Source organism: Bacteroides xylanisolvens XB1A, assembly GCF_000210075.1.
Lineage (GTDB): Bacteria > Bacteroidota > Bacteroidia > Bacteroidales > Bacteroidaceae > Bacteroides > Bacteroides xylanisolvens.
In genome coordinates, this window is the sequence record NC_021017.1 from 5,331,336 (window position 1) to 5,351,381 (window position 20,046).

General features: G+C 40.9%; 18 protein-coding genes, 2 tRNA genes and 1 pseudogene. 3 read left to right on the forward strand and 18 right to left on the reverse strand.

The genetic code is table 11. The features are described 5' to 3' along the window. The 8 genes and pseudogenes from BXY_RS20865 to purU form a co-directional block, all read right to left on the reverse strand. Positions 1-634, reverse strand: a pseudogene (locus BXY_RS20865) (diaminopimelate decarboxylase); the annotation flags it as partial. 78 nt (positions 635-712) lie between these two features. Beyond that, positions 713-2,032, reverse strand: coding sequence for an aspartate kinase (locus BXY_RS20870; RefSeq protein ID WP_004313659.1), 1,320 nt, complete (start codon positions 2,030-2,032; stop codon positions 713-715). A gap of 13 nt (positions 2,033-2,045) precedes the next feature. Then, complete coding sequence (locus BXY_RS20875) at positions 2,046-2,774, reverse strand: cell division ATP-binding protein FtsE (protein WP_004313660.1); 729 nt, start codon at positions 2,772-2,774, stop codon at positions 2,046-2,048. Positions 2,775-2,816: 42 nt separating this feature from the next. Then, positions 2,817-3,428 carry a bifunctional phosphoribosyl-AMP cyclohydrolase/phosphoribosyl-ATP diphosphatase HisIE gene (hisIE, locus tag BXY_RS20880; RefSeq protein ID WP_004313661.1) on the reverse strand — a complete coding sequence of 204 codons (612 nt, stop codon included), beginning with the start codon at positions 3,426-3,428 and terminating at the stop codon, positions 2,817-2,819. A 192-nt stretch (positions 3,429-3,620) separates the two neighbouring features. After that, a complete protein-coding gene (gene hisF / locus BXY_RS20885) occupies positions 3,621-4,373 on the reverse strand; it encodes an imidazole glycerol phosphate synthase subunit HisF (RefSeq protein WP_008643433.1) in 753 nt (250 codons plus the stop codon). A 124-nt stretch (positions 4,374-4,497) separates the two neighbouring features. Next, the gene (hisA, locus tag BXY_RS20890; protein WP_004313663.1) at positions 4,498-5,217 is read right to left on the reverse strand and encodes a 1-(5-phosphoribosyl)-5-[(5-phosphoribosylamino)methylideneamino]imidazole-4-carboxamide isomerase; all 720 of its coding nucleotides are present in this window, start codon (positions 5,215-5,217) and stop codon (positions 4,498-4,500) included. Positions 5,218-5,330: 113 nt separating this feature from the next. Beyond that, a complete protein-coding gene (hisH, locus tag BXY_RS20895) occupies positions 5,331-5,921 on the reverse strand; it encodes an imidazole glycerol phosphate synthase subunit HisH (protein WP_015532885.1) in 591 nt (196 codons plus the stop codon). Beyond that, the gene (gene purU, locus BXY_RS20900; RefSeq protein ID WP_008771204.1) at positions 5,921-6,778 is read right to left on the reverse strand and encodes a formyltetrahydrofolate deformylase; all 858 of its coding nucleotides are present in this window, start codon (positions 6,776-6,778) and stop codon (positions 5,921-5,923) included. Before purU ends, hisH begins: the two co-directional genes overlap by 1 nt. Before the next feature lie 440 nt (positions 6,779-7,218). Here purU and BXY_RS20905 point away from each other — a divergent pair. The 3 genes from BXY_RS20905 to BXY_RS20915 all read left to right on the forward strand — a co-directional run bounded on the left by BXY_RS20905 (position 7,219) and on the right by BXY_RS20915 (position 8,547). Next, positions 7,219-7,292 (forward strand) — tRNA-Asp (locus BXY_RS20905). 55 nt (positions 7,293-7,347) lie between these two features. Beyond that, positions 7,348-7,421, forward strand: a tRNA-Asp gene (locus BXY_RS20910). Positions 7,422-7,950: 529 nt separating this feature from the next. Then, positions 7,951-8,547: a type 1 glutamine amidotransferase family protein gene (locus BXY_RS20915; RefSeq protein WP_004317740.1), complete on the forward strand. Its 597-nt coding sequence runs from the start codon at positions 7,951-7,953 to the stop codon at positions 8,545-8,547. A gap of 576 nt (positions 8,548-9,123) precedes the next feature. Here the strand turns inward: BXY_RS20915 and BXY_RS20920 are convergent. The 10 genes from BXY_RS20920 to BXY_RS20965 all read right to left on the reverse strand — a co-directional run bounded on the left by BXY_RS20920 (position 9,124) and on the right by BXY_RS20965 (position 19,942). Continuing rightward, entirely contained in the window at positions 9,124-9,546 is a 423-nt protein-coding gene (locus BXY_RS20920) for a pyridoxamine 5'-phosphate oxidase family protein (protein ID WP_004317738.1), read from the reverse strand. Positions 9,547-9,637: 91 nt separating this feature from the next. Then, entirely contained in the window at positions 9,638-10,516 is an 879-nt protein-coding gene (locus BXY_RS20925; protein WP_015532887.1) for an AraC family transcriptional regulator, read from the reverse strand. A 122-nt stretch (positions 10,517-10,638) separates the two neighbouring features. Further along, the gene (locus tag BXY_RS20930; protein ID WP_009039845.1) at positions 10,639-11,187 is read right to left on the reverse strand and encodes a Crp/Fnr family transcriptional regulator; all 549 of its coding nucleotides are present in this window, start codon (positions 11,185-11,187) and stop codon (positions 10,639-10,641) included. Positions 11,188-11,227: 40 nt separating this feature from the next. After that, the gene (locus BXY_RS20935) at positions 11,228-12,592 is read right to left on the reverse strand and encodes an MATE family efflux transporter (protein ID WP_015532888.1); all 1,365 of its coding nucleotides are present in this window, start codon (positions 12,590-12,592) and stop codon (positions 11,228-11,230) included. Between the two features lie 260 nt (positions 12,593-12,852). Further along, complete coding sequence (locus BXY_RS20940; protein ID WP_134993538.1) at positions 12,853-14,382, reverse strand: STM4011 family radical SAM protein; 1,530 nt, start codon at positions 14,380-14,382, stop codon at positions 12,853-12,855. Positions 14,383-14,393: 11 nt separating this feature from the next. Further along, complete coding sequence (locus BXY_RS20945; RefSeq protein ID WP_208946885.1) at positions 14,394-15,668, reverse strand: STM4012 family radical SAM protein; 1,275 nt, start codon at positions 15,666-15,668, stop codon at positions 14,394-14,396. Beyond that, positions 15,665-16,519 (reverse strand): STM4013/SEN3800 family hydrolase, encoded by an 855-nt coding sequence (locus tag BXY_RS20950; protein WP_015532890.1) that lies wholly within the window; start codon positions 16,517-16,519, stop codon positions 15,665-15,667. Before BXY_RS20950 ends, BXY_RS20945 begins: the two co-directional genes overlap by 4 nt. Next, positions 16,506-17,516: an STM4014 family protein gene (locus BXY_RS20955; protein ID WP_015532891.1), complete on the reverse strand. Its 1,011-nt coding sequence runs from the start codon at positions 17,514-17,516 to the stop codon at positions 16,506-16,508. The genes BXY_RS20950 and BXY_RS20955 overlap by 14 nt, the downstream gene beginning before the upstream one ends. A gap of 3 nt (positions 17,517-17,519) precedes the next feature. Continuing rightward, the gene (locus BXY_RS20960) at positions 17,520-18,593 is read right to left on the reverse strand and encodes an STM4015 family protein (protein WP_008020250.1); all 1,074 of its coding nucleotides are present in this window, start codon (positions 18,591-18,593) and stop codon (positions 17,520-17,522) included. 215 nt (positions 18,594-18,808) lie between these two features. Further along, on the reverse strand, positions 18,809-19,942 hold the full coding sequence (locus BXY_RS20965; protein WP_015532892.1) for an OmpA family protein: 1,134 nt from the start codon (positions 19,940-19,942) through the stop codon (positions 18,809-18,811). Positions 19,943-20,046 lie beyond the last annotated feature (104 nt).

Below are 20,046 nucleotides of genomic sequence, written 5' to 3' on the forward strand. Positions count from 1 at the left end.
TGTCCTGCAACTCATTGACACGATTGCAGAGGGCTACAAAATCACCCATATCCAGAATCTGCGAGCCAATATGGAAGTGAAGACCGATAAACTTTACGTTTTTCATCTCTTGTGCTACGTCTATCACCTTGTCCATGTCCTGCATACTGATACCGAATTTGTTTTCTGCCAAACCGGTAGTTATATTGGCATGTGTATGTGCGCCGACATCGGGATTGATACGGAAAGCAACATTAGCAATCTTATTTTGAGCAGCAGCCAATTCATTGATTACTTCCAGTTCGGGGATAGACTCGACATTGAAACAGAAGATGCCATACTCCAGTCCGAGATTGATTTCCCAATCTGCTTTGCCGACTCCTGCGAAAACAACTTTATCGGCAGGGAATCCGGCACGGATAGCGGCACGGATTTCTCCGCCGCTCACACAATCGGCTCCCATTCCGCTCTCACGGATAATGGTAAGTACTTTCGGGTTGGCATTGGCTTTAACAGCGTAATGCACTGAATAATTAGGATATTTGGCAACCTCCTGGTTAATAGCCGACAATGTATCACGCAGCACTTTGGTATCGTAATAATAGAAAGGTGTCTGCAAAGTGCGGAATTTATCGATTGGAAATATTCCCTTCATAATTCGAAAAACTTGTTTAGTTGGTTAAAAAAGAGCGCTTTTATCAGTTCGGTAAAAGCGCTCGTGTTATTTGTGGATTTATTTGTCGTTGAAAAGCATATCGCTCAACGACTGTAAAGCTACTTTCTTATCGCACTCCCGAATGAGGAAGGAAATATTGTAGTTACTTCCTCCGAACGAGATCATTCGCACCGGTATATTCCGCATCGCATCAAGAGCTTTCGCTTCAAAACCGACATTTTCCCATTCAAGGTCACCTACAACGCAGATGATACACATCTCTTTATCAACGGTTACAGTTCCGTATTTCTTCAAGTCATCCAGAATCTCGTTAAGATGCTTCGTGTTATCGATTGTTACAGATACACCTACCTCTGAAGTACAGATCATGTCGATAGACGTCTGATAGCTTTCGAAGATTTCGAATACCTTACGCAGGAAACCGTGAGCCAATAACATACGGCTGGATTTGATCTTGATCGCAGTAATGTTTTCTTTTGCAGCTACTGCCTTGATTTTACCTTTTTCCGTGTCGTTGGAAATCAGTGTGCCCGGAGCTTCCGGATCCATTGTGTTCAACAGACGAACAGGGATATTGGCATATTTAGCAGGCTGGATGCAGGTAGGGTGCAGGATTTTTGCACCGAAGTAAGCCAACTCGGCTGCTTCTTCGAAGTGAAGTTGACGCACCGGAGCGGTCTTGTCAACAATACGCGGGTCGTTATTATGCATACCGTCGATATCTGTCCAAATCTGGATTTCAGAAGCGTTTACTGCGGCTCCAATCAGAGAAGCAGTATAGTCACTACCACCACGTTGCAGATTGTCTATCTCACCGTAAGCATTGCGGCAGATGAAACCTTGTGTAATGTAGATTTCTGTATCCGGATAGAGATCGAGCTGTGCGCGCAATTTATCCTTAATATATACAGGATCCGGTTCTGCGTTCTTGTCAGTACGCATGAATTCCAAAGCCGGAAGCAACACAGACTTCACGCCACATTCCTGCAGGTAGAAGTTTACCATTGCCGTAGAAATAAGCTCTCCCTGTGCCAAAACCACTTTCTCTTCGAACAAAGTGAAAAGGTCTTTAGTATAGGAGCGGATGTAGTCGAAGTGGGATTTGACAACTTCAAGACCTTTCTGTTTATATTCCTGGGTTGCAAAAAGTTCATCAATGTGCTGTTTATATTTTGCTTCCAGCTTATTGATAATCTCGTTGGCACCCTCCGGATTCTTCTTATACAGATAGTCCGAAATTTCCACCAATGTGTTTGTTGTTCCTGACATAGCAGAAAGAACAACAATCTTCTGTTCACCATCGGTAATCAATTTGGCTACTTCCTTCATGCGCTGAGCAGAACCTACGGAAGTTCCTCCAAACTTTAAAACTTTCATTTTCGTTACTGTTTTAGTTATCTATATTTAAATCTATTTCTATTGTTCTCTGTCTGGGCATGTATTCGGCTGTCACATCTACAATCTGATGGTCGGCGCAACGATATACCCTGCCCGGATACTCTTTCAGCAATTGCAAATTGTGCGTCGTCATCACTACGGATGAACCGGATTCACAGATATTGTGCAACAATTCTACAATGGCCTTACCGGTCTCTACGTCCAGATTTCCGGTCGGTTCATCCGCTAGAATAATAGCAGGAGAATTGAGTACGGCACGTGCAATCACAATGCGCTGTTGCTCGCCACCGGAAAGCTCGTTCGGGAGCTTATAACCTTTGTTGGACATTCCCACCAGCTGAAGCACTTCTTCAATACGATCTTGGATTTCCTGTTTGTTTTTCCAGCCTGTGGCACGAAGTACAAATTCCAGATTATTGTATACAGTACGGTCTGTGAGCAACTGAAAATCCTGAAAGACAATGCCTAATTTCCGACGCAGTTGCGGGATATGCTTACGTTTGATAGAACGCATGTTATAACCCAACACTTCCGCTTCACCGTCAATTACGTCCAGTTCGCCATACAGAGTCTTGAGCAAACTCGTTTTTCCCGAGCCTACTTTTCCGATCAAATAGACGAACTCTCCTTTGTGCAGCTCCAGATTTACATCGCTTAATACACAGAGTTCCTGTTGATGGATTTCTACGTTCTTATATTGAATCAACGCCTCGTCATCCATACTGACTCCCGTTTTAATTTTTAATTATTAAATTTTAATTGTTTAATGCTTCTTCCATGTACTGCTGTGTCTTTCCTGCAATTCACGTGCAAGGTCTTCGAGACGATAGCCTTTTGAAGTAAGCAATACAATCATGTGATAAATAAGGTCGGCTCCTTCGTAAATCAAACGTTCGTCAGTACCGTTTGTTGCTTCGATTACTGTTTCTACAGCTTCTTCACCTACTTTTTGAGCTATTTTATTGATTCCCGACTCAAACAGACTGGTAGTATAAGAGCCTTCGGGCATTTCTTCATGACGTTTGTCAATGAAATCTTGCAATGCTTTCAGGAACATAACCGGTTCTTCGTTTTTCTCACCCCAACAAGTATCTGTACCAGTATGGCACACGGGACCTACCGGGTTTACCTGAATCAGTAGTGTATCATTGTCGCAATCGGCCTTTATAGATACCACATGAAGGAAGTTACCGCTTTCTTCACCTTTTGTCCACAAACGATTCTTGGTACGGCTAAAGAATGTAACTTTTCCGGTTTCTACCGTTTTATCATAAGCTTCTTTATTCATGAAGCCCAGCATCAAGACTTTACGTGTCTCGTTGTCCTGTATGATAGCCGGAACGAGTCCGTTCATTTTATCGAAATCCAATTCCATTTTTATATAAGTTCTAATTACTATTCCAATTTACAATTATGATCTATTCGCCTATGGAGTTTTTTTTGCAAATATCTTATTCTATTTATCTAAATAGATTATTCATCAGCATGGAAACCCGGCCGGGGTGCCTCACCCCCTGATGGTAATTCCTTCGCCGCAGCCTAAAGGCTAATTTTTGCTACGCAGCAATTACCTAGTGGTAATTCCTTCGCCACAAAGATACGATTTTAATTCGGGAATTTTAATTTCTCCGAAGTGAAAAACGCTGGCAGCCAATGCAGCATCTGCCTTTCCTTGTGAAAAGACATCGCGGAAATGCTCTTTACAGCCCGCACCTCCCGAAGCAATGATAGGAATGGAAAGCTGATCCGCCAAAGCGGCAAGTGCATCATTTGCATAACCGGCCTTTACACCATCGTGATTCATGCTTGTGAAGAGAATCTCTCCTGCTCCGCGTTCCTGGGCCTCTTTTGTCCACTCGAACAGGTCTTTATCTGTTTCGATACGTCCTCCATTCAAGTAACATTTCCAACCATTTTCGGCTTGTTTGGCATCTACTGCCAACACACAAACCTGCGAACCGAAATTCTTTGCAATCTCGTCAATCAATTGAGGATTACGGATAGCGGAAGAATTGATAGAGATCTTATCCGCCCCTGCATTCAACAGGCGGTCCACATCACTTAATTCGTTGATTCCGCCACCTACCGTAAATGGGATATTGATATTAGCAGCAATCCGTTTTACCAATTCCGTAAAAGTCTTACGTCCTTCATGACTTGCAGTAATATCCAGGAAAACAAGTTCATCTGCTCCTTGTTCACTGTAAGCGCGGCCTAACTCTACCGGATCACCGGCTTGGCGCAAATTGACAAAATTCGTTCCTTTCACGGTTTGTCCGTCTTTTATATCCAGACAAGGTACTATTCTTTTTGCTAACACAATCCTACTTTTATTTATTGTTCAACAATTTATAATCTATATCCCTGAAGTTTGATTCTTTGTTTCCTCTTATAATAAGGTAGCCATTTATAATATAAACAGCCATTTCATTCTGGTACGCTAATTATAAAAAGATTCTCAAATCTTTTAAGGTGATATGTCCTTCGTATAATGCCTTACCGAAAATAACTCCGGGAACACCAGCTTCATCCAAAGCAACAATATCATCCACCTTACTCACCCCGCCACTAGCCATCAGATAGAGGTCAGGGAATTTTGCCAGCATCTCCTTATATAAATCAATAGAAGGCCCACTCAACATTCCGTCACAGCTAATATCCGTACAGATTACTTTGCGTATACCTTTATCCATATAATTTTCAAGAAATGGAAAAAGCTCACAGGCACTTTCGTCTTTCCAACCGTTGACGGCTATCTTATGATCTTTTACATCTGCCCCCAAAATGATTTTTTCACTGCCATATATTTCCAGCCAATGACAGAACAATTCCGGGTCTTTCACCGCAATGCTTCCACCTGTAACCATCTGTGCTCCACTCTCAAAAGCAATTTTCAAATCTTCATCACTCTTTACTCCACCACCAAAATCGATAACGAGAGAAGTGTGCGCAGCAATCCGTTCCAACACCCGATAATTGACTACATGATGAGAAGCAGCACCGTCCAGATCTACTACATGAAGCCTGCGAACACCGTTCGCTTCAAACTCCTTGGCAACTTCCACCGGATTTTCGTTATATACTTTCTTACTGTCGTAATCTCCCTGGGAAAGACGTACGCACTTTCCGTCAATAATATCAATGGCTGGAATAATTTCTATCATCTATTATTTATTTGCTAAAAGTTTATTATAAACGATGAACGAGTTTATTATAAACGATGAACGAGTTTATTATAAATTATGATGGAGTTTATTATAAACGGCAACATAGTTTATTATAGATTCAAAAAGTTTGTCAGAATCTTTTCTCCCGTCTTACCGCTTTTCTCCGGATGGAACTGGGTAGCATAAAAGTTATCTTTATGCAATGCAGCACTAAACGGGTGAATATAATCAGTTGTAGCAGCAGTAAAGTCACAGACAGGCACATAAAAGCTATGTACAAAATAGACAAACTCTTCTTCGGTGAATCCTTCAAACAATTTGCTATTCGTTTTTCCAATGGTATTCCATCCCATGTGCGGCACTTTATCCTCATGTTTCTGCGGAACAAAACGCTTCACGTCCACATCAAAGATATTCAAACAATCGACCTCCCCTTCTTCAGAATGCCGGCACATCAACTGCATACCGAGACAAATTCCAAATACAGGCTGACGGAGATTTTTTATCAGTTCGTCCAGCCCCGTTGCTTTCAAGTGGTTCATGGTAGTTTCCGCCTCTCCCACTCCGGGGAAAATAACTTTATCTGCCGATTGGAGTTCTTCTTTATCAGCAGTAATCACCGCTTCCACACCCAACCGCTTCAAAGCATAATCCACAGAACGAATATTGCCGGCATTGTATTTTACAACTGCTACTTTCATCAGCTAAATATTACTGTTTTATTTTTATAAGCCAAAACTTTACGTTCGATGTGCTTCTGTACTGCACGTGAAAGAACGATTTTTTCCAAATCCTTTCCTTTATTTACAAGGTCTTCAATAGCGTCTTTATGAGTAATGCGCACTACGTCCTGTTCAATAATCGGTCCTGCATCCAGTTCAGTCGTTACATAGTGACTGGTTGCACCGATAATCTTCACACCTCTCTGGAATGCCGCATGATAAGGCTTCGCTCCTACAAACGCAGGAAGGAAAGAGTGATGTATATTAATAATCTTATTCGGATAAGCATTAATCATCTGCTCGGAAATTACCTGCATATAGCGCGCCAATACAATAAATGTAATATTATGCTTGGCAAGCAGTTCCATCTCCTTACGCTCCTGCTCTTCTTTCGTCTCTTTTGTGATAGGAAACAGATAAAAAGGAATTCCGAACCGCTCTGCTACATGCTGCAAATCCGGATGGTTACTTATAATAAGAGGTATTTCTACATTCCATTCTCCGGCTGTATATCGTGCCAATATATCGAAAAGACAGTGTGACAGCTTGGAAACGAAAATAGCCATACGTGGTTTTACATCAGAGAAATAAAGGCGAAAATCCATTTCATATTTTTGCCCGTAGAGAGTTCTGAAATAATCTTCAATTTTCTCCTGCGGAACCAGAAAGTCTTTCAGTTCCCATTCAATACGCATGAAGAATATGTTCTCTACATGATCTACATATTGATCCAGATAGATAATATTTCCTTTGTTTACCGTAATAAAGTCTGTCACTTCCGCAAGGATTCCCGGTTTGTCGGGACAGTGCAATAACAGTTTGGCTGTTGTCATCATTCTTTTTACTAATTAACGATTCTAGGCGGATAATTTTCCACCTTTCTTATTTTAGTCCGCAAAAATAACGATTTATTGCAAAATTACGAATTATTCAAGCAGAAAGTTGATATAAAAACGGTGATTTCTTACAGATAGAAAGATATCGGGAGCTATTTTCTATGAATAGAATGACAAACTTCAGGATAGTGACGCTATTGACTTCGGATAGTGACGCTATCCTATCGTGATGGCGTCACTATAACAATCGGATAGCGTCACTATCCGAAGAGAAAAAAAACAATATTTTTTTCATTACAAAAGTACTCAAAATGAGACACTAAGCATTTTTATCGTTTTTTCTTGAAAAAAACTTTTCTCAAAACGCTTGCAGATTTACAAAAAACAACTACCTTTGCACCCGCAATCGAGAGAGATGCAGATTAATAAATTGAAATTCTGGTGCGTTAGTTCAGTTGGTTAGAATACATGCCTGTCACGCATGGGGTCACGGGTTCGAGTCCCGTACGCACCGCTTCTTTCATTAAGAAGTAAAAGAGAATAGAAATGAGTTAATCCAATTAAAATTTGGTGCGTTAGTTCAGTTGGTTAGAATACATGCCTGTCACGCATGGGGTCACGGGTTCGAGTCCCGTACGCACCGCTTCTTAAGAAAGCGAAACAAAGAAAAAGCTCTGTAATTCAATGATTACAGAGTTTTTTTTATTTCACTTTTCTACTTTGTACACAGTTGGCTATCTAGCCGGAAATCATATTCTCGAAGCTAACTTCAAGGTTTTCAAATCATAGATTAAGATTTCATCCTTATCTGTTTTGTCATACTTGTTATTATTGTTTGTATCATAATAACCTGCGACGACAAGTTTACCTGTTTGTGTATTGACAGTCCCAGTACGGACAAAAATTTATCTTCCGTTAATTGAGTCATTTCTTTTCCGAGCGTATCGCACTCCTCCATAAGGTATTGTACCTTCCAATTCATTTTTCCTGAATGGAAAAGTTATAGTTTTTACTTCACGCCCTTCATCATTGCTCTTTGAATGATAAAAAGTTTCCTATTGTAAACTGAATAATCATATTTTAATTGTATTATTCGATATTTTACCACAATTACTACTACAAAAGTCAATTAAATATCACACCTTTGTACTCACTAAAAATTAGAATCATATATGAAAGAAGTAATATTTGTAATTTTAGAAGGGTTCGCCGACTGGGAAGGCGCATATATAGCTACCTGTTTGAATCAGGGAGTCAAGCCCGGAAATCCTATTAGTTATAAAGTGAAAACCCTATCAATAACTCAAGAACCCGTAAGTTCAATAGGCGGATTCAGAGTGCTGCCTGATTATGGGCTAAAAGATATGGCGGAAGATTATGCGGGGCTGGTGTTAATTGGCGGTATGAACTGGTTCTCACCTGAAGCTGAATTAATAGTTCCACTTGTAGAAAAAGCTATTAAAGAAAAGAAATTAGTTGCCGGAATATGTAATGCTTCTGTTTTTCTGGGTATGCACGGTTTCCTTAATGAGGTAAAGCATACCAGCAATACGCTCAATTATCTAAAACAGTATGCTGGGGATAAATATACAGGCGATTCGAACTATATCAATGAACAAGCTGTAAGAGACGAGAATATTGTAACTGCCAACGGAACCGGGCAATTGGAATTTTGCAAAGAAATATTATATGCATTAGAAGCTGATACTGCCGATGCGATAGAGGAAAGTTATCTGTTTTATAAAAACGGATTCTGTCCGGGAGCATAAAATGAATGAAAGAATGACCATTCTTAAAAAAGGAATATTTAAGCAATCAGAAAGAGAGACAATAGCATAACGATTTAAGAAAAATAGAAAAAAGCCCGGCATCTGTCGGGAGAAAGTTCTTTATTATTATCATTTGGGACATATATCATCCAAATAGCAGCTATTTTCCATTATTCATTCACCATTCAACATAAAATATTAAGATAACCGTTCTTTTTATTATTCCTATCCTTTCTAACAGTTATGCCAAACTAGAGAAAAACCACCCTCAAAAAGACCAGTTTCAGCTTCCTCACCGATGACAAACAAGTTCCTCGGTGAGGAAGCTAGCGACGCACACCGAGGAACACCCCGCTCCTCACCGAGGAACGAACGCTTTGCCAACAAGAAAAGATGCATTCCGTATGTAGTTTTATGCGAAATAGACCTGTATTTCCGCATATTATTGCCCTATTTTATGCCGTTTATTCACTGGTTCATTGTTTTTAAAGTTGCTATTCTTTTATACAATCTTAAAAATAGCACATTGAGACTATAAAAGCGCTGTCTCTTAGTATCTCTTATATACTATGAGTTTTATTCTACGATAAAGCTCTCCGATTTGAAATTACTATAAAACCTACCGGAAGTTGCCGTAAATTTCAATACACAATAGTCGGGATCTGTCACTCCTTCCGGGTAATACATGGTATCACCCTCCTGCCAAATCATTTCTTTGCTGGCACTGTCTGTCAATACTTCCATTGTACCCCGCAGCATCGCACCTCTAAAAAATCTTGTATCACAAAAGTAAATACACGCATGATTGTTTTCCCGGTATTGCGCCACACGCATGGATGAAGTATTCGTTGTCAGATAAATCGTTTTTATCCCTTCCCTTTTTCTTGGCTGCAACATTGCCTTGATATTAGGAAATCCCTCCCTGTCTATAGAACCGATAAAAGCTGTTTTCAACTTATCAATCATGTTCCCTACTGTTTTTTCTGCGTCTCTCATCATTTCATTTTTTATTGTTAGTTATTATCTGATGCGAAAGTAGAGAAATAGAAGAGGAACGGCGTAATAAAAAGAAAGGGGAAAATAGTACTTTTTACGGTTTATGTGTTTTCCGATAAAGTAATGGAGTTTCTCCCGTATGTTGCCGGAAGCTGCGAATAAAATAGGAGACCGTTGAAAAGCAGAGTTCAAAAGCAATATCCGATATAGGGACGTTTGTATAAACGAGCAGTCTTTTAGCCTCATCCATCACTTTATTCTGAATATATTGTTTGGCGCTGAACCCCATTGTCGAGGTTACCATCTCATTCAAATAGTTTGAAGTAATGCAGAGTTTATCCGCATAATACTGAACCGAGTGTTGCTCTTTCGAATGGATATTTACCAAATTCATGAATTTACTTACATGATTATTAGACGCTTCTCTGCTCCTGCCCTCCTCTATCGAAGTCATTTTAAGATAAGCCCGGTCCAATAACATCAGGACTTCATAAAGCAACGCTCTCAATACATGCACATCGTTTTGCTGATACGAGTCGATCTCCATCTTTATATGATGCAAAATTTGGAGTATACGGGCATAAAGCTCATCTGGCAAATGCAGTCTTGATGAAAAGCTTTCCAGCTGAAAAAACGAAAGATGCTGTACAAACAAAGAATCTTTAAAGAGGGAAGACAAGAACTCTTCCTCGAAAATCAGCGCATAACCATTGATGATATGACGCGTATCCCAGTTCCGGATTTCTCCCGGTTTAGAGAATAGAACGTCACATGGGGTTACTTCATAGGTTTGGTTATCGACTGAAAACGTCCCTTTACCTTCTGTTATAAAAGTAACATCATAATAATTCAACGTGTGAATAGCACTTTCAGCCAAGAACTTCTTCACATATTTCAGTTCTACCACACCGACCAAAAGTTCGCTTCCATACTTATTCTTATAAAAAGTATATCGAGGTATTGAGTTTTTCATTTGGAATACAAAAATAATATTCCTTACCAAATAATCCAAAGACTTTTCAAACTCAATTTTGAATAGTCAATGAACCATCTGATAAGGAATACATAGAAAAATAGATGTCCAGGTTATATTTCCTATTTAGAACTTCCAGCCATATATCCCAAACTGGTTACATCGGCACCCAGATAATGAGTAATATACTTCAAAGGTACCCTGTACAGAATATCTGGGATTTCTGCCAATAAAGAAAGATACCTCTCTCTTACCGTCAGTTTACGAACGTTCATATTCTCTTCTTCTTTAAAATAGAACTGATATTCCATCAGTTGACGAACCAAGTTGGCAAACGAAATAGATGTTGCGCACAACTCTTCAATCTCCTCTTCGCTGATGTAATAAGCAGCACATTTCGTCAGCGCCTTTACAGCATACTGACTGGAGTTATAGCACAATACAGCATCCCCTTCAGATAAAAACCGGATGGTTCTGTCCTCTCCTTCATGGGTCGTGTATGTATGCAGAATGCCGGAAACAATAATATACAAGCTCTGCTCGGGCATTGTGGCAGATGCAATCGTTTCTCCTTTATCCAGATACACCATTTCCATACGAGCCAACAGCTCTTTCACTTCTTTTTCATCAACCTGATACTCAAAACAGAGTTTCTTCAAATAAGCTTCCATACAAAATAGATTTTAGTTAATATATGTCACTTAAAAACACCTAATTCGACATAGCAGGCATCAATGTGCCTCTCAAGTATAATTTCCTTTGCGTATATCGCAAATACCAGATACAAATCAATAATGAAACCGCCGTTGAAATGGGTGGAGCAAATCCCATGATAAACAGCGACGAGCTATCCATCTGACTGAACCAGTATGACAATGGTATACGGAACAGGAAAGTAGCTATCAGACTGTGAATCATCGGGAATAACGAGTTCCCTTGTCCGCTGAAATAAGAATTGATGCAGAACACAAAACTGACTACGATACAGTCGATGCTATATCCCCGCAGGTACTCTGCTGCCATTGCCACCACAGCGGCATCTTTCGTAAAGAAAGCGGTAAGCGTCTCCGGCAGGAATTGCGAATACACGCAAACCGACACACCGAAAACAAGAGCAATCCCTATTCCGGAAGCAAGACATTTATTCATTCTCTTGATAAGTCCCGCCCCGTAATTTTGTGCAGTCATGGTTGCCACAGCCGATGATATAGCCATCGGAGGCAGCATGGCAAACACTATGATTTTCTCAACAACACCTAAAGAAGCAGACGCAATGACTCCCATCTGATTCACAATGACAGTGATTATCAGAAATGAAACATTGATTAAAGCATCTTGCAAAGCAATAGGCGCTCCCAATACCATGATCTTTTTAGACAGATTCCGGTTCAAACGGATATCCTTCCGTGAGAAATCAAAGTGGAATCCATGCCGGTATAAGAACCAAAGCGCTATTCCAAAGCTAACGCCTTGCGCGGTTACAGTAGCAATAGCCGCTCCTGTAGCTCCCCAATGGAAATAGCCGACCAGTATAAAATCGAGCACTATATTGATTATACATGCCAAGCCTACAAAATAAAGCGGTGTCTTTGAATCACCCAATCCACGCAGGATACCACATACAACGTTATACCCTATTATGAACAGAATACCAGCCGAACATACCAGAATATAGTTTTTAGTATCAGCCATCGCTTCCGCAGGCGTGTGCATCAGTTCGGTTATCTGCCCATGAAATGCCAGCATGACCAAGGTCAGCAAGACTCCTACGATTGAAAATAGCCACACGGAAGAACCGATTGTAAAAGCTACTTTCCGGTCATCTTTTGCTCCGATAGCGATAGCAATCAGCACGGTTGTGCCTGTCGTAATGCCAAGAATAATACTCGTAATCGTCTGCATCACCTGACTGCCGATAGCCACAGCCGCCACACTTGCCGAATCATCATATTGCCCCACAACAAACAAGTCGGCTCCACCATAAAGTGCCTGAAGCACATTGGCAATAAGAAAAGGTACTGCAAATTGCAGCAATACCTTCGGAACACTTCCTTGTGTCAAATTTAACTCTTTCATAGTTTCTCCGCTACTTTACCTCTTATCTTAAATTGTTACAATAAAAAATAGTGCCGGACAAGCGAATGATTTACACCATTCATCTTATCCAGCACTATAATTATCTATTATAGCACCCTCCGATGAGGATTTTTATGCCTGTCCCTATTTTCGGGCTGCAAATATGGGCTTTGTTTTTATAACTACCAAATTATAACTGATTTTTATTTTTGAATGATACAATCAGGTATCAATGTGAAGCTTTTATTGCAGCCGCTTTTCTACTCCCGGAAGCGGAAGAAAGCAGCCAATCGGTCCGGATTCAGCGTATAGCGGGCACGTTCTTTTAAAAGTAGTTCGGCGTTCATCACTGCACAAGAATGAGACACCACTGACATCATCTCCCAATCCTTCAGTGAATTTCCGACAATCAATACTTGGTCAAGGGGAAAAGCTAAAGCCTTGCATATATGAAGCACTCCTTTCCGTTTATCAACTTCCTTATGGATAACCGTAATAAGAGGTGGTTTATAAAACACCTGATAAGGTTTCTCTTTTAAGCGAGAAAGAATATTTATTCTCTCTTCCTTATCATAAACCAGCATGCTGTATTTATAGACTTGACCTTCATAGCTATGCGCCGTTATCTTTGCTGATTCTTCGTTTATGTCCAGTAGTAATTCAACCGGCATACACCGGCTCTGCCCGCCATATACCAGTAATCCACCATCAGCAAACACCCCTCCTTCAAACAGGCTGAAAAGAGCCTTGCCTAACTTTCTCCGCGCCTGTTGCATAGATAAAGAAGTAGCAAGATATAAGGGAACAAATTGCGCTATGTACCGCAAAGCATGGGCATAACTTTCCGAAACCCTTCCCTGGGCATCGGTAAGTGTTCCATCCACATCAAAAAACACGGAAGTAATGAAAGGCTTATCCGGGATCCGCCAAAATGCACCTGCTCCCATTATTCGATGCAAAGGATGATTAGTCAAATTACTGAAAGCAATGTAACAGTCACAGACCTTCCGCCGACAAGGAAGCAAGGGGGCCAACATTTGATTCTGATAAAAATTTCCTATCTTCACCTGACTTCGGGGACAAGCAAAGATATCTCCTTTCCAATCAATAAAACAACTACTTCTCCCTCCCGAACAGATAGTCCATTGAGCCGAAGCGTTTTTTAAATCATATTCAAAAAGGTTATCCAGTTGCGTAAAGAAACGAATATCTTCTATGCTTAACGGAGACTTCAAACCTTGCATAGCATTAATAAACAAATAAATATCCGGCAAAAGAGCATTTCGCAAATCACTAAGTACGCTTTTTGCCATCGGATTGCCTACCGCTCCGGCACAGACCTGTATTCCTGCATTATAAAGTGTATGAAGTCGCCGGACAAAACTTTCTACTGAAGTCATTTCCGGATGAAAGCTGGCCCAAATTTTTATCTTACTTATCAATGTCGGTGTAGCCGGAAATTCGTCCAGCCATTCATCAGCAGAAAAAGAAAGATTAGTCTGACAGGAAATTCCAGCCACTTGTGGCAACGCCGCTAAATGAATGATCCCTTTCCGATAATAACGATGTATCAATGCTTCACCGTAAGGAATAATAAATAACTGCAACGGTCCCCCTTTCCATTGTTCAATAGCCGTAATAAAACGGTTCCACGCCTGTTCATCCTGCGTAGTGGCTGTCAGATGTGACTTTTTGCCGAAAGGACAGTAAGAGCAGGTATAATTGCAGCTATTCAATTTACCGCGATAATAGATACGCTTGATGGAAAGTAAATCCCCCTCGTTTTTCATTTTCATTTCGTTCAATAAGAATAAGTTTCCATCAGCCCTCTTATTTCAGGAGTAATGAACAACTGACCAATATAATCAGAATATCCTATTCCTTCGGAAGTAAGACAAATGCGGTCATCTGTATTTTCTATCCATTGCCGTTCTGCCAGTTGCCGGAATAATGGAATATCATCCGGTGATTCGCCAAAACGACGCTCATATTCGGCTTTATCAAGCCCCATATAATACATCAGATTTTTAATGATGAAACGTTGCCTTCGTTCTTCTTGAGAGAGAATAAATCCATTGCGAGCTACTGTAAAATCAGTAGTGCCCATATAGTCATCTATCTCTTCGGCAATATAGCGCTGACAAACAGTATACCGGGTGGCATAATGCAAATTACCCAAGTAACTACGTCCGCCGGAACCACACGAAAGCATCACTTCATCTCCACAGGAAATTTCCGCATCAGTAGACGGATGATGAATAAAACGCCGCATCGAAGTTTGTAGAAAGCCTCTGTCTTTCAACAGATCACGGGCGGCACAATACATCCGGAAACAGACATCATCAGATTCCCGCTCCGTGATAGCTGTTCCCTGTCGCACATATAACGGATAGATAAAGAGTTCGTTAGGCTGAAACAGAAGAGCCTGCTCTAAAGAATAGAGAAAACTATCCACTGTTTGTCCTTTGATTCCGTAAATCAAGTCGATATTAAAAAAAGGAAATTCCATCTTCCGGATAGTTTCCAACGCCTGATTGATCGTGTCTTGCCGGGGACGTCTTTTCAAAGCGGTTAACTCTTCGTTGAGAAAACTTTGTATACCGATACTTATACGAGCCACTCCGGCTTGTTTCAACCATGCCAAACGGGCAGGATCAGCATACTCCGGTGATGTTTCTATGGAAGTAAAAGCATGTGAGGGATGCACTCCGAACAGGGCAGCCGTCTCCAATAAGTATTCCAGTTGGGAAACGGTGAGAAGCAACGGTGTACCTCCTCCAATGGCGAAACTGTCAAAGATCAGTCCGGTGGTGAGAGGTGACAATTGTTGTGCCTGCTTATGAAGGGTTTCCAAATAAGTTGCGATATAATCCGCACGATTGGTTTGTAGAGAAAACAGGTTACAATATCCACATTTATGACTACAAAAAGGAATATGAAAATAGAGTGATGCCTTCTGCCCTTCCACCTGTTCCAGGTAAGGAAGCAGCGAAACCGGAGATGGAAAAGGACGATAGGCAGTTTTATGTGGATAGCTATACATATAGTCTACATATCGTGGTAGCGGTTGATTCATTGTTTCGTTAAAATAAAGTGTTTGTAAGGGACTGTATAAACCGTTTCGTGAGATATGCAATGGTATTCATACCCATCTTCACCATAACAAGTGCCATGATCGGAAAGAGCAATCACCAGCGTATTGCTCCGTTTCTGAAAAGCCTGAAACAAACGAGGTAACTGACTGTCAATATATTGCAGGGCAGCCGCATGTGATTCTTTATCATCTTTCATTTTACCCTCCACATAATGACAGTTCGGATAATGGATAGCAGAAAAATTGATATACATAAAGATCCGTTTGTCGTCCGGATAATTTTCTAGTTTTTTCAATGCAAAATCAATCTGTTTTTCAGTACTATCGGGTGCTGTGCATCCAAAGGTAGGCAGCCAATAACTTTTAGTAAAGTAACCGGGGAATACACGCCCCAGCTCATTACGCTTGCTAAAGAAATTTACGCCACCTATACAAATCGTTTCATAGCCTGTATGGGCAAGACTCTGCACAAAAGTCGCTTCTGTAAATGGATAACTTCCTTTGGGCGGAATACGTCCTGTACCCGCTTGCACGGGGAAAAACAACCAGTTACGGCTACGCAACGAATGAGGTTCTGCCGGAGAAGGCAGAAATCCGGCAAAGATGGCAAAATGAGACGGGTAAGTGAAATTTCCCGGAGCATGTCTTTTCTCCCATTCTCCTCCATGGCTGTTCAGTACAGGCGTTCTTCCGGCCGCTTCTTCCTCTTTGCTGACATCATACCGCAAGGTGTCAAAGCAAAGCATCAATATATCATGAGTACCCACCACCTGATTCATATCCAGATCCGGATGACGGGTCTGTTCGCCAGCCGGCAGTTCATCTATTTGCATGGTTATATTTCTTTTTTATGTTTTTTATTTGTTGAGTATAAATAGAATTATGAGCAAACATATCCTGATAAACATGGTCTCCTTGTCCGTTGACTTCTATTATATAAGGAATATCCGTCCCTCTTTCTATCAATACATCTACTCCTGCATAACGCAAATCCAAGGATTGCACAGCTTCCTGACATTGAAAATAGATTTGTTGCCGTACCTCTTCGGATAGAGACAATTCATTCCACCAATGCGCCTTGTTGTTCAGGTGTAAATTCGTTATGCTTCCTTTGCTGCATCTCACAACGATATAATCTATTTCAGACTCCCGGCACACTACCCGAAGGTCGTAATTTTCTCCTTGCAATTGTGCTTTAGGAATCCATTCTTCGAGGATAGCTTCTGTTTGTATCACAGCTTCTGCCAACGGGATTATCTCTTTTTCCACGCTCAAACGATTGATTCGTTTGGTATTATGAATCACTCCGTCCACTTGCCGCAGCGTAGTATAGACTATCCACTTATTCCGGTTGGGCTGATAACGAATCGCCATAATGCCTCCCGCACCCGAACCATAACGGGGTTTTAAAAAGCATCCTCTACCACAATCGGCAAGAAGCTGCCGTAACTCATCGAAAGAGTGTGGAGACGGTAACATCGGAGTCACTTTCAGCCCTTTGTCCATCAGGACTTCTTTTGTTTCCTTTTTATCAAGAGCACGCAACAAAGCATCAGGAGTATTTAAAAAGCACACATCATCAGGCAGGCTCATCTCGCTCAAACGTTGCAATGTCTCCTTATATGCCTGATTCAACAGCGCATATTTCAGGAAATCAGTTTCATCACTTACACAGGGTTCCAGTTTGATAACTGCCTGCCGCAATAGCGGCAAGCAGCTAAAAAGTTCCTCATAAGTCATAAAACAAACTTCTGTCTGCAAGTGCTTACCTGCTTCAACAAAGTATTCTATACGTTTGGATAAAGAGTTGCTGACAACGATTATCTGCATCTCCTATTCTGTAATCATCGGGTAATACCACAATTCACCATCATATTCATCCGCCTCTTCGGTTTCGGCAATGTCTATTTTCATAGGAAGGTTCTGCAACTGTTTCTTCATGTCCTTGCTCAAATAATTATAGCGCATATTGATAAACTTCAAGTGAGCGATTTTATCCATATTATCCAGCAACAACTGTGCACCTTCATCTTTCAGAGTACCGGCCGAAATATCCATGGTTTCAAGTTGAGGTAGAATATCCGATTCCAGGAACATTTCTACAATGCTGTCCTGTTCTTCAGAGTTAACAAGCCCCAGATAGGTCAGCTTCGGGAAACGCTCTTTGGAGAAAAGCGGACGGAAGATCTCAATATCACCTTCAAATCCGTAATCTTCCACACCAACATATAGAATCAGTTTTTCCAGATTGGGAAAGTCAGAAGCAAGAATGTCCTCTACCACTTCAGTAGGCATACCACCACTGATTATTTCCAGCGACCGCAACTCCGGACGTGAAGTTTTTCCCAAGCGCAGATTGTTTGTTCCTTTTATTTTCAGATCCTTCAATTTAGGCATACTATCGAGCAGCGGACTAAGGTCGGCTTGTTCAATCCATGAGATCTCCTGTTCTTCCTGTTCAATATCCCCCCAGAACAGGCCTTCTATCTGCGCAAACTTGTCCTTATTTTCAATGAGACCTTGTAACAAAGCCGAACAGTCATCACCTTCATAATCCCAACAGCCAATCGTTATTTGCTTATATTCAGAGAGATGCTTGTCTTTCAATATCTTATCCAAAAGCTTCACATCGTTTTCATACTCATCATAACTCAATGTATATTTCTTAGCTTCCACTTTCATTTCACGTGCTGTTTCTTCGGCAGTTTCCACATAACCTTTCTTTGTCTTCTCTGCAATCAGTTTGTTGGCAGCCTTCTCAGCCTCTTCAGTAGTTGCGTAGTTTTTCACTTGTGTTTGTCCGGCAGTCCCCAGCTTACCATAATTTACAGTAACATCTGTCCCGACTACCTCTATACTCCAGAATTTCTGCGATTTAAAATCTTGAAAAACGAATACTCTCTTCATAATACAGTTTTTAATGGTTGATATTTGCACACTCAACACAGAACGCGCATGAACAATACTTGCAAAAATAGCTATTTTATGTAATGTACAAAGAAATCTGTTTACTAATCTTTCAGGATATTCAAAAAATTAGCCGCTTATCTATAAAACCAGTACATACAACAAAGGCTGCCTTTTGGGCAGCCTTCATTATTCTATTTATGTAATCTATCTGTTTAATCTTCAATCGTACATATACTTACACGGTTCCAATCCGGTTCGGTAAACATGTCGCCTACGCCCTGACCTTCGGCAGTGATGCGGGATGCACTAATCTTGTATTTATTAACAAGGATAGTTTTTACAGCCTCTGCACGTGCAGCAGCGATTCTTGCGTTGACCTCCACACTACCTTCCGGAGAAGCGTATCCTTTAATAACTACTTTTGAGTCAGGATATTTCTTCATGTATGAAGCTACACGTTCCACGTTAGGAAGTTGGGAAGCGTCAACCGATGATTTACCTTGTCTGAAAGTAATGATAGATTCGGGCACACGGGCGGTTTTCACTACAGTCTCTACCGGAACAACCTTTGTACGGCAGGCTTCAAGTTCTTCTTGCAGTCCGTTGATGCGCTGGTTGGCGTTGCTGATCTGACCGTCTTTGTTGTTCACTTCCGAACGAAGCGCATTGATGGAAGAGTTCAATCCGTCAATTTCAGCTTGGTTGTACACTCTCACTTTTGCAAAATGATGTGTTCCGTTACTTGTCTTAAAGTGATATGTCAATCCGGCTGTCAATTCGAAACCTGCGTTATTGGCATTGAAACGGCTCTTTGTTTCGGGGTAAGTGCCTTGCATATCATATACAATGGCAGGTTTGATACCCAATGTCCATGCTTTGCTTTCGCCCAAGTTGAAGTTGAAATTCAATCCCAAACGGGTAGACCAAGTGTTCTGATCTCCATCACCATTCACATAATAATGTAACCAGCCCATTCCTGCAACGGCTTCCACTTCAAACAAACGGGGTTCGCCTTTGTAACCTGCAAACAGGTTCATCAGGTTGACTTTACCCAATACGCTGACGTCGGAAGCATCGAAAGATGTTTTACTCGGAGTAGTATTAATGTATCCCATTCCTTGGAATCCCAAACCGAAGATAGGAGTTAATTGCTTGGAAACTCCCACTCCAAAAGCAGGACGCATACTTTTAAAGAAAGCACTGTGAGTAAGGGGAGTGATTGCACCGGCATTGACTTCCACAGACCAATTGTCTGTTACTTTTGTACCTTCTACAACTGATTGGGCATTTGCTGTAACGCCACCCAATATCAAGGCTAATAAAATAATCGATTTTCTCATAATCATAAGTTTTAAAATGTAATGTTTTATCTGCTAAATCATTAGAAATGTTTTATTTGTCCATGTCTAACTTTCTAGTTCATTTTTAATTCGTTATTCACTTTAAACAA

Coding starts and splice junctions, on each gene's coding strand:
- BXY_RS20875 (WP_004313660.1), bottom strand. CDS start 2,774: ATGGATGACGAGGCGTTGATTCAATATAAGAACGTAGAAATCCATCAA.
- purU (WP_008771204.1), bottom strand. CDS start 6,778: ATGATGACAACAGCCAAACTGTTATTGCACTGTCCCGACAAACCGGGA.
- BXY_RS20930 (WP_009039845.1), bottom strand. CDS start 11,187: ATGGAAGCTTATTTGAAGAAACTCTGTTTTGAGTATCAGGTTGATGAA.
- BXY_RS20925 (WP_015532887.1), bottom strand. CDS start 10,516: ATGAAAAACTCAATACCTCGATATACTTTTTATAAGAATAAGTATGGA.
- BXY_RS20965 (WP_015532892.1), bottom strand. CDS start 19,942: ATGATTATGAGAAAATCGATTATTTTATTAGCCTTGATATTGGGTGGC.
- BXY_RS20945 (WP_208946885.1), bottom strand. CDS start 15,668: ATGAATCAACCGCTACCACGATATGTAGACTATATGTATAGCTATCCA.
- BXY_RS20940 (WP_134993538.1), bottom strand. CDS start 14,382: ATGAAAAACGAGGGGGATTTACTTTCCATCAAGCGTATCTATTATCGC.
- BXY_RS20915 (WP_004317740.1), top strand. CDS start 7,951: ATGAAAGAAGTAATATTTGTAATTTTAGAAGGGTTCGCCGACTGGGAA.
- BXY_RS20950 (WP_015532890.1), bottom strand. CDS start 16,519: ATGCAAATAGATGAACTGCCGGCTGGCGAACAGACCCGTCATCCGGAT.
- hisH (WP_015532885.1), bottom strand. CDS start 5,921: ATGAAAGTAGCAGTTGTAAAATACAATGCCGGCAATATTCGTTCTGTG.
- BXY_RS20920 (WP_004317738.1), bottom strand. CDS start 9,546: ATGATGAGAGACGCAGAAAAAACAGTAGGGAACATGATTGATAAGTTG.
- BXY_RS20960 (WP_008020250.1), bottom strand. CDS start 18,593: ATGAAGAGAGTATTCGTTTTTCAAGATTTTAAATCGCAGAAATTCTGG.
- BXY_RS20935 (WP_015532888.1), bottom strand. CDS start 12,592: ATGAAAGAGTTAAATTTGACACAAGGAAGTGTTCCGAAGGTATTGCTG.
- BXY_RS20870 (WP_004313659.1), bottom strand. CDS start 2,032: ATGAAAGTTTTAAAGTTTGGAGGAACTTCCGTAGGTTCTGCTCAGCGC.
- BXY_RS20955 (WP_015532891.1), bottom strand. CDS start 17,516: ATGCAGATAATCGTTGTCAGCAACTCTTTATCCAAACGTATAGAATAC.
- hisIE (WP_004313661.1), bottom strand. CDS start 3,428: ATGGAATTGGATTTCGATAAAATGAACGGACTCGTTCCGGCTATCATA.
- hisA (WP_004313663.1), bottom strand. CDS start 5,217: ATGATAGAAATTATTCCAGCCATTGATATTATTGACGGAAAGTGCGTA.